Raw genomic sequence first — 9,861 nt, forward strand, 5'->3', positions numbered from 1 at the left:
CGTTATTTTAACTGGGAGGTAATTCAAGATGACTCGCAAATCTCAAATTTTAAAAGGAACGCTCATAGGTGCTGCTTCTGTTGTAACGGGGGCGCTATTGCTTCAAAAGACCAAAAACACACCGACACCTCAAGTGGTCCCACCATTTTTCAGTGGTCAAGCACCTTATATTTTAAGCCATCGTGGCGGCATGGGTGAACGACCTGAGTCTACTGCACTGGCATTTGATTATTCTGTCGAGATGCAATTGACTGGCTTTGAAACAGATATTCGAATTTCTAAGGATGAGCAAGTGATTGTCTTTCACGATGCTGAGGTAGATCGTACAACGAATGGTTCCGGCCCAGTGAGCGCACATACACTAGAAGCATTGAAAGCTTTAGATGCTGGTTATCATTTTAAAGACATTAACGGCGAACACCCTTACCAAAATCATCCAGATGCCAAAATTTTAACGATGGGCGAGCTCTTGTCGCGCTATCCTGAACAGCGCGTCAATATCGACATTAAAGATCATCCGGACAGCTATGAAGGACAAATTGCTGCACAACGCTTATATGATGTCATTGTACAACATCATGCTGAATCACGCGTACTCGTGACAAGCTTTTATCGCGAACAAATTGAACGTTTCCACAAAATCAGCAACGGTACAGTCGCTATCGGCGCAAGTCAAGCCGAAGTGACAGAGGGGATTTTAAAACTTTATACAGGTTTGAAGCATTGTTATCACGGAAAAGCACAAACATTTCAAATGCCCACACACTTTCATGGTATTCCGCTCGTGCAACCGAAGCTCATTCAATGGTTGAATGACACGAATCGCATGCCGGGTTACTATGGCGTTAATAGTGTCGATGCCATGCACCATCTTGTGTCACTTGGCGTGCATACAATTGTCACGGATCGTCCTTCTATTGGTCGACAATTTCTTACGGCTTATCACAAACAACAATTCTAAATTAAGAAGTGGCTAGGACATATAGTTTCCCAGCCACTTCTTATTTGGGTCAAAATCCCTCTATGAAATACGACATTGACACGACGCACCCGTGGCACATCCTCCACCTGTCGTTAAAGCTTCAAACAATGGTGTTCCCGCATCAATTTTGACATGTGCTGAGACACTCTTCGCAATCATCGTCACAACCTCATCTAATAGTTGTTGAAGTGCTGTTTCACTTTGCTTAAACGCGACGACTGTATCATGCATTTCATATTGACGTTTCAGTCGTCTCGTTTTCAACATCACTTCTTGATAGTCAGGGTGAAAACGTCCAAACCGTTGCACTTCATCATAATTGATCTTACTTTTCAAAAACTGACCATACAAACGTTGTGCTTCCTTATCATTGACTAAAGCGTGTTTGGCTTTTTGATATGCGTCAAATAGTTCAGATTGGCGAATTTGATCTGCTAAATCATCAGTTTGATCCAGCACTTGCATCAATGGTTCATCATACATGTCACGCATTCTCCCCTTTCTCTAAAAAAATTAGCATATAATATTGGCGTTGGACTTCTCCACCCATTTCAACGTATTTTGAATTTAACATACGTGAACGGTGAATATCTGAATTGATCCAACTATGCACCAATGTCGGTACATCATTAAAGTTATACCCTACATTTTGTGATACAGATTTATAATTTAATGGCGTTTGTTTCATCAAATTAAGCAAATTTTCTTCTGTAAATTCCGTATTTTTTTGATTGCTGTAATTAAACAAGTCGACAGTCGCCACATTTTCTAGTGTATCATTCACTTTTAATGGTTGGCGCTCATTCAGTTTACGCATTTCATTTGTTAATTCATACAATGTCAGTCGCTCATTCACATTTTGATCTGGAGGACGTACATCTGCTTCTGTCGATTTTTCTGTTGGCTGCGGCGTCTCTTCTCCATCATTTTGAGCATACGGATCCATATCTGCTAAAGCTTCTTTATCTAAATAGCGTAGTCCGAGCACCTTATTTTTTTGCTGATCAATAAACACTTGCGCGAATGTATCGTCAAATTGGATCAGCGCCTGCGTTTTAACATCTTTATCTGACAACTCGTAATGATAGGTTTGTCCATTCACTTTAAATTGAGGTTCTGTATTGATTGAAAATTTATCAAACAAATCAGTCGCTTTTGCATTGATTTTAATTGGTCCTGATAATTTTTCCGTACCTTCCCCCGTCACATAAACAGACTTTACTTTATCCTTTTTAAGTGAAAAAATCATGTAACGATTGTCCCCGTGATAAATGTATTGATGATAGCCATGTTGAGAGGAATAAATTCGATCTGGTGTACCGAATTGTGACGTGATTTGATTTAACGATTTTCCAATATATGTACCGACGCCAGTTTCTAATTGAGGATTTTGACCGTCATTTTGGTTCACATTTTTAGGTTTTTCTGGTTGTTGGTGATTGGTACGATTTGGATTTTCTAACACATCAAACTCAAGTTGAGGGGAATAAAACAAATAGACTAAAAAGCCAACTAACAACAACACTGCTAAAACTTTAATCAATTTTCTTCTCATTCGAACACCCCCTCTTCTTCATTTTCATTTTCCATTTTAAAGCTGATCATCTCTATTTTATTTATCCGACTTTAAAACTCACTATTCATTATAAAACATTCAAGTGCTTTGTGAATGGTCAAAATTAAAAATTCCCGCATCATTAATATCATTATATCGTATCACTGTTGAAATAGACTTGCTACTATTAACCAAAGTTATCATTGAAAATTTGTAGTTCGACGACATCAAATGAAAACTTATTGATCCATCAATCTCACTCATGTAAAAAAGTTGTACTTTAATCATTAACAACTTTAAACATTTATAAATTATTCTATAACTGTGATTTTTTGATAAATAAAGCCTTTTCATTTACAATTTATTCCAAAGGTGGTATACTTTTTATATCAATTGAAGGAGGTATTAGAACGATGAACAAATTATTCAAAGTTTCAGCACTTTCCGTTTCACTTGGTCTAGCGGGGTTACTAGGTACTAACGTACAAGCAGCAGAGGAGGCACCAGCAACGCAATCCGATGAGTTTGATGCAACAGCTTACAACCATCATAAAAACTTATCTAGCATGTATGATGTGTTAAGACAAAGTCAAGCTGCTGAGCATCAAAAAGCTCAAACTGCTTCAACATCTTCAAAAGATGAGTTTGACGTTATTGCATACAACAATCACAAAAATTTATCTAGTATGTATGACGTATTGAGACAAAGTCAAGCTGCTGAGCGACAAAAAGCTCAAACTACTACAACATCAACAAAAGATGATTTTGATGTAGTTGCATACAACAACCACAAAAACTTATCGAGCATGTATGATGTATTAAGACAAAGTCAAGTTGCACAACATCAAAAAGAAATGCAAAATAACTAATTGAGATCGTTCATTAAAGCTTCATTTTACTGGAGTATTTAAATATATTTCGATTCGCAAACATGTGAATTGAAACGATTGAGGCAAAACATCGTGTCATGTTTTGCCTCTTTTTCGTGCATTAATCTGTAGAACAATACATCTACTACATGCACTGTATAGGATAGATTCATATCATTTTAATGTTGCACCGCCAGAATTTCTTAACATTTAAAAAAGCAACAGATGAGTGCGTTTTCCTCATCTGTTGCTTTTTTAATATGTAGACGTCATTACAAACCAAATGTCGCTTTAATGAGCGAAGTTGTTTCGCCACCAGGATAAAGCACATAAAGTAAGATGTACACCGCTACACCTGTAATGGCTGTGAAAAACCAAACGATTGATGCGACAGGCCCGATTTTGCGGTGAACATTATAACGATCTTTTAATCCTGTGAAAATTTGGATTAAACCGAGTACTGCCCCCACTGTTGCTAATGTAATATGGAACACCAAGAAAATTGTGTAAAAAACTTTAATTGAATCTGGTCCTCCAAATGCTGTATTACCGATAAAGATCGTACGACTTGCGTAAATTGTAAAAAAGACCACTGCAAAAATAGCAGCCCACAGCATCGTTTTTTTATGACGTTCAATTTGACGTTTCCAAATTAAGCGCCAACCGATAGCAACTAAAATGGCACTAATTACAATACAAGTTGTACTTAATGTAGGTAAAATAGGTACATTCATTTTATTCATTCCTCACTCGTAGTTCTTCTATATTAATTGTATTAAAGAAATCACGACAACAAGTGCAAAAAATAGAACAAGATAGTTTAAAGAGTAAATAAACATTTTTGTTGCCCATTTTGTTTCATTCGCTGACGATTTAAAACTTGTAAGCCCTAATGCAATCCATCCGATGTTCAGTAATGATGCTAATACAACGAAAACCATACCTAAATCTTGCATTAAAAATGGTAGTGGCAATAACGCAATCAGCCATAAAAACATGCTCACACGTGTGCGCGTAAAGCCTTTAACAGATGGTAACATTGGAATATGTGCGATTGCATATTCATCTTTACGTTTAATAGCTAATGCGTAAAAATGAATCGGTTGCCAACAAAACACAACTAAAAACAATGCCCACGCCATCAAACTTAAGTGCCCATCAATCGCGACCCAACCGATTAATGGTGGTACCGCTCCAGGCACACTGCCTACCACAGTATTCCATGTTGTATGTCGCTTTGACCAAATGGAATAAAATGAGACATAACCAACGATACCAACGAGTCCAATCACACCTGCTGGCATATTTAACATGAACAATAATATTTCACCCACGACCATCATACCAAAACTTAATAACAATAAATGACGATCTGAAATACGATTGTTAACAGTTGGTCGATTTTGTTTACTTGGCATTAATTGATCAATATCTTGGTCATAAAAATTGTTCAATGCACATGCTCCGCCCATTACTAATGTAGAACCTATCATCATCACAATAATTTGTGGAATAGAAGCTAAAAATGCATGATGTGTCAAAACAATAGCTAACCACGCGCCCGCAAACGATGGAATTAAGTTGCCTTGAACAAGACCTAACTTAATAATTTGTTTCAGTTCTTGATAAGTAATACGACCGGAAGTTTGTGATACAACCTCTGATTTGGACATCAGTTCCCCCCCTTAAAATAACATATATATTCATGATATATGAAAGCATCAAGAATGACTAGTTAAAATAAGAAAAATTTGTGACACTTTAACGACATTCAAAAAACGTCATGATAAAGTCACATTTTTTAGTTCAGTTTTTGTTATAATGTGAATGATGTTGAAGAGAGATTATTTAATTTGATACATAATGGGGTGTTTGAGATTGTTTAAAAAGCGAAACCTAAAGTGGCTTGCTGTCGTAACGACATTGATTATGACTTGGGTTCAGCTTGGTGGTGCACTCGTAACAAAAACAGGTTCTGAAGATGGTTGTGGTTCAGACTGGCCGCTGTGTCATGGCGCATTATTACCACAAAACCTACCGATAGAAACAATTATTGAATTGAGTCACAGAGCTGTATCTGGATTATCTGTTATTTTTGTGACATGGTTAGTGATTACATCTTGGAAAAATATTGGGCATATTAAAGAAGTGAAGCCTTTAGGTATCATTAGTATTGGCTTTTTACTCATCCAAGCTTTAGTGGGTGCAGCTGCCGTGATGTGGCAACAAAATGATTATGTATTAGCGCTTCATTTTGGAATTTCTTTAATCAGCTTTTCTTCTGTTTTCGTGTTAACATTAATCATTTTTGACATGGATAAAAAATACGAAGCGAATAAAGTCCATATCCGTAAACCATTGCAACGCTATACATGGCTCATGACAATTGTTGTGTATTTAACAATTTACACAGGGGCACTTGTAAGACATACAGATTCAAGTCTAGCGTACGGTGCATGGCCGTTGCCATTTAACGACATTGTGCCTCATGATGTACATGATTGGGTTCAACTGGCACACAGACTGATGGCGATGCTTGCATTTTTCGTCATTATGTTTACGTATATCCATGCAGTCAGACATTATCCAATAATTAGAACGATTCATTACGGGTATACAGTGAGCTTTATTTTAATTATTTTACAAGTTGTCACAGGGGCACTCTCTATTGTTACTAACGTGAATTTGATTATCGCCTTATTTCATGCGTTATTCATCACGCTATTGTTCGGTATGATTAGTTATTTCATTTTGTTAATCTTACGTACGAATCGTGGAGATCAAGAAGTATAAAATGGATAGGTCAATTAAAAGACATCAAACAGCATTATCGTTGTTTGATGTCTTTTTTGATGGGTTTGTTATATGGATGCCCCATGTCACATATGATTCAATTTCTAAAATGGACTGCACCGAAATGCTTTCCCATTCACGTTTATCCTTCAGCTTCAATTTCAATCAATAAATCTTGTGTCTCCACGCTATCATTGGCGCTCACATGAATTTTTGTGATTGTCCCTTTAAACGGCGCTTGTACTGTCGTTTCCATTTTCATGGCTTCACTAATAATGAGCGATTGTCCCGCTTCTACTTGATCACCTTCAGCAACGTTCACTTCAATAATTGTCCCCGGCATTTGCGCACCAATATGACTTGGGTTGCCTTTATCCGCCTTCACTTTCGCTAAATGAGATGTTTGGATATTCTCATCTTTCACTTGAATACGACGTGCTTGACCATTCATATCAAAGAATACAGTACGTACACCATTTTCATCAGGTTCCGTAATTGTTTTCAATTCAACAATTAAAATCTTACCTTTATCAATTTCAATTTGAATTTTTTCATTGTTACGCATACCGAAGAAAAATGTCGGTGTATCGAGCTTCGAAACATTGCCAAAAGTCTCATACGTTTGCATGTATTGTTCATAAACTTTTGGATATAACGCATAGCTAATTAAGTCTTGCTCGGTCACTGGATCTTGTTGCTTTTCTTGCAATTCTTCTCGTAAAGCTTCAAAATCGATTGGCTCTAAATATTCACCTGGGCGTTCATTTAAAGGTTGTTGGCCTTTTAAAATGACACGCTGTAATGTTTCATTAAATCCGTTCACAGGTTGACCGATATCGCCTCTAAAGAATGAGACAACAGATTCAGGGAAATCCAATTTATGACCTTGCTCAATGACAGACGTTTCATCCAATTCATTTTGTACCATATAAAGTGCCATATCCCCGACAACTTTTGATGATGGTGTCACTTTCACAATATCACCAAAGAGGAAATTCACACGGCGGTACATGTCTTTCACTTCACTGAAACGTTCACCGAGGCCTAAACTTTTCGCTTGTTGACGTAAGTTTGAATATTGGCCCCCTGGCATTTCATGTTGATAAATTTCTGTATGTGGTGACTTCATATCACTTTCAAAATCACTATAATATGGACGAACCGCATCCCAATAATGTGAAAGTGTTTCATGGCCTTCGATATCCATACGAATATTACGTTCAAAACCACTCATTGCATAATAAAGTGAATTACTACTTGGCTGACTTGTTAAACCTGACATCGCTGCAACTGCTGTATCAATTACGTCAACACCCGCTTCAATGGCTTCTTTATACGCGAGAATACCGTTACCACTAGTATCATGGGTATGGAGGTGAATCGGTAAATCCACAGCTGCTTTCAATTCACCAATCAATTCATATGCTGCTCTTGGTTTCAATAGTCCAGCCATATCTTTAATCGCTAACATATGGAAACCTTCACGTTCTAGTTCTTTCGCAAGTTTCACATAGTATTCTAGCGTATAAATATTAGAACGTTCAGGATTTAGAATATCGCCTGTATAACAAATGGTCCCTTCAGAAATCTTCCCTGCTTTTTGAACGGCTTCGTTAGCGACTTTCATTTGCTCTAACCAGTTCAACGAGTCAAATATTCTAAAGACGTCGATGCCCGCATCCGCACTTTCTGCAATAAATTTTTGAATGACATTGTCAGGATAGTTGCGATAACCGACTGCATTGGAAGCACGTAACAACATTTGGAATAGGACATTCGGAATGGCTTTTCTTAACTTTTCGAGACGTTCCCATGGGTTTTCTTTCAAGAAATTATACGCCACATCAAATGTTGCACCGCCCCATAATTCAAGTGAGAAATTGTCTTTCATCACTTGTGCTGTTTCTGGTGCAATTTTGAGTAAATCATGCGTTCTCACACGTGTTGCGAGTAAAGATTGATGTGCATCGCGGAATGTCGTGTCTGTTAGCAACACATCTTCTTGCGCTTTGACCCACTCTGCCACAGCTTGAGGTCCTTCTGCATCAAGTAACTGCTTCGTACCACTTAATGAAGCAATCGTCTTCGTATCTGTCGTTGGAATATGAGGTTTCTCAAAATGAGGTTTCGGTCTTTTTTCAACACTTGGAAAGCCATTGATTGTGACATTACCGATATATTCTAACGTTTTTGTACCTCTATCACGCGACGTTTTAATCGTGAATAATTCAGGCGCTTCTTCTAAAAATTTAGTTGTGTAATCACCAGAAGCAAACTTGTCGTGTTGGATCACATTGCGTAAAAATGGGATGTTCGTTTTCACCCCACGAATGCGCATTTCTTGAAGAGAGCGAGCCATTTTTTCTCTCGCTTCTTTATAACTGATCGCATGTGTCGACACTTTCACGAGGAGTGAATCGTAATACGGTGAAATTTCCGCCCCTTGGAAAGCATCACCAGCATCTAAGCGGACACCGAAACCACCGCTTGAACGATAGGCCACGATACGCCCTGTATCCGGCATGAAATCTTGCGTTGGATCTTCCGTAGTAATACGACATTGAATCGCATAACCTAATGTACGAATGTCACTTTGCTGTGGCATCGCAATGGCTTCGTCATGCAATAACTGTCCATCTGCAATTAAAATTTGTGTTTTAACAATGTCCACACCTGTGATCATTTCCGTAATCGTATGTTCTACTTGGACACGTGGATTCACTTCAATAAAGTAAAATTCGTTACCAGAAACTAAAAATTCAACAGTTCCTGCATTGACATATTTAATTTTGCGCATTAAATCGACAGCCGCTTCACAAATTTGTTCGCGCAATTCATCAGGTAAACTCACTGATGGTGCTACTTCAACCACTTTTTGATGACGACGTTGAACCGAACAGTCCCTTTCATACAGATGAATGATATTGCCCGCTTCATCTCCAATCACTTGTACCTCAATATGTTTCGGTTGATCGATAAATTTTTCGATATACACTTCACTATTACCAAATGATTTTTCTGCTTCTGATTTAGCACGTGTGAAAGCCTCTTGTAATTCAGATGCTTCTCTCACAATGCGCATCCCTTTACCGCCACCGCCACTTGTTGCTTTAATCATCAATGGAAAACCAGCTTGTTCAGCAAAACTTTGCGCTGCTTCAAAGCCCTCTACTGGCCCATCCGTACCTGGAATAACCGGCAAATCCGCTTTAATGGCAGTTTCACGTGCTTTAACCTTATCTCCAAACATATCTAAATGTTCGACATGTGGACCGATAAAAACAATGCCCTCTTCGGCACAACGCTGAGCAAATTGCATGTTTTCACTTAAAAAACCATAACCTGGATGGATCGCATCCACATCTGCTTCTTTCGCGACTTTAATAATTTGTTCAATGTTTAAATAACTTTCTGCAGGACCTAAGTTTTCACCTACTAAATACGACTCGTCTGCTTTATATCGATGTAACGATCCCATATCTTCTTTAGAATAGATGGCTACCGTTTTGATATTCAATTCTGTTGCTGCTCGAAAAATTCGAATAGCGATTTCACCGCGGTTTGCAACTAATAACTTATGTATACGCTTCATGAATGTGAACCTCCTTAATAGTGGGAAAATTCTAAAAATACAATATCTATTATAGCCTGTCTCTTATACA

At 37.9% G+C, this 9,861-nt stretch carries 8 protein-coding genes; 3 read left to right on the forward strand and 5 right to left on the reverse strand.

Annotated elements, in window-relative coordinates; all coding sequences use genetic code 11:
• The first annotated feature begins 28 nt into the window (after positions 1-28).
• Positions 29-961, forward strand: coding sequence for a lysophosphatidylglycerol phospholipase D (locus CD138_RS07275; protein WP_019168160.1), 933 nt, complete (start codon positions 29-31; stop codon positions 959-961).
• Between the two features lie 60 nt (positions 962-1,021).
• Here CD138_RS07275 and CD138_RS07280 read toward each other — a convergent pair whose 3' ends face one another.
• On the reverse strand, positions 1,022-1,465 hold the full coding sequence (locus CD138_RS07280; RefSeq protein WP_026066823.1) for a YlbF/YmcA family competence regulator: 444 nt from the start codon (positions 1,463-1,465) through the stop codon (positions 1,022-1,024).
• A 1-nt stretch (position 1,466) separates the two neighbouring features.
• Positions 1,467-2,537 carry a CAP-associated domain-containing protein gene (locus tag CD138_RS07285; RefSeq protein ID WP_019168162.1) on the reverse strand — a complete coding sequence of 357 codons (1,071 nt, stop codon included), beginning with the start codon at positions 2,535-2,537 and terminating at the stop codon, positions 1,467-1,469.
• A gap of 413 nt (positions 2,538-2,950) precedes the next feature.
• Between CD138_RS07285 and CD138_RS07290 the strand changes: the two genes are divergently transcribed.
• A complete protein-coding gene (locus tag CD138_RS07290; RefSeq protein ID WP_019168163.1) occupies positions 2,951-3,406 on the forward strand; it encodes a hypothetical protein in 456 nt (151 codons plus the stop codon).
• Between the two features lie 272 nt (positions 3,407-3,678).
• Here the strand turns inward: CD138_RS07290 and CD138_RS07295 are convergent, their stop codons facing one another.
• Positions 3,679-4,140: a DUF420 domain-containing protein gene (locus CD138_RS07295; protein WP_019168164.1), complete on the reverse strand. Its 462-nt coding sequence runs from the start codon at positions 4,138-4,140 to the stop codon at positions 3,679-3,681.
• A gap of 27 nt (positions 4,141-4,167) precedes the next feature.
• Positions 4,168-5,079: a heme o synthase gene (cyoE, locus tag CD138_RS07300; RefSeq protein ID WP_019168165.1), complete on the reverse strand. Its 912-nt coding sequence runs from the start codon at positions 5,077-5,079 to the stop codon at positions 4,168-4,170.
• A 205-nt stretch (positions 5,080-5,284) separates the two neighbouring features.
• On the opposite strand from cyoE, the gene CD138_RS07305 reads away from it, so the two are divergent.
• On the forward strand, positions 5,285-6,199 hold the full coding sequence (locus tag CD138_RS07305; protein WP_019168166.1) for a COX15/CtaA family protein: 915 nt from the start codon (positions 5,285-5,287) through the stop codon (positions 6,197-6,199).
• Positions 6,200-6,341: 142 nt separating this feature from the next.
• Here the strand turns inward: CD138_RS07305 and CD138_RS07310 are convergent, their stop codons facing one another.
• Entirely contained in the window at positions 6,342-9,791 is a 3,450-nt protein-coding gene (locus CD138_RS07310) for a pyruvate carboxylase (RefSeq protein WP_019168167.1), read from the reverse strand.
• Positions 9,792-9,861: the final 70 nt, after the last annotated feature.

This window comes from Staphylococcus intermedius NCTC 11048 (genome assembly GCF_002902385.1).
Taxonomy (GTDB): domain Bacteria; phylum Bacillota; class Bacilli; order Staphylococcales; family Staphylococcaceae; genus Staphylococcus; species Staphylococcus intermedius.

What these genes read in the sequence shown, in the direction of transcription:
- CD138_RS07275 (WP_019168160.1), top strand. Translation starts at nt 29, where the DNA reads ATGACTCGCAAATCTCAAATTTTAAAAGGAACGCTCATAGGTGCTGCT.
- CD138_RS07280 (WP_026066823.1), bottom strand. Translation starts at nt 1,465, where the DNA reads ATGTATGATGAACCATTGATGCAAGTGCTGGATCAAACTGATGATTTA.
- CD138_RS07285 (WP_019168162.1), bottom strand. Translation starts at nt 2,537, where the DNA reads ATGAGAAGAAAATTGATTAAAGTTTTAGCAGTGTTGTTGTTAGTTGGC.
- CD138_RS07290 (WP_019168163.1), top strand. Translation starts at nt 2,951, where the DNA reads ATGAACAAATTATTCAAAGTTTCAGCACTTTCCGTTTCACTTGGTCTA.
- CD138_RS07295 (WP_019168164.1), bottom strand. Translation starts at nt 4,140, where the DNA reads ATGAATGTACCTATTTTACCTACATTAAGTACAACTTGTATTGTAATT.
- cyoE (WP_019168165.1), bottom strand. Translation starts at nt 5,079, where the DNA reads ATGTCCAAATCAGAGGTTGTATCACAAACTTCCGGTCGTATTACTTAT.
- CD138_RS07310 (WP_019168167.1), bottom strand. Translation starts at nt 9,791, where the DNA reads ATGAAGCGTATACATAAGTTATTAGTTGCAAACCGCGGTGAAATCGCT.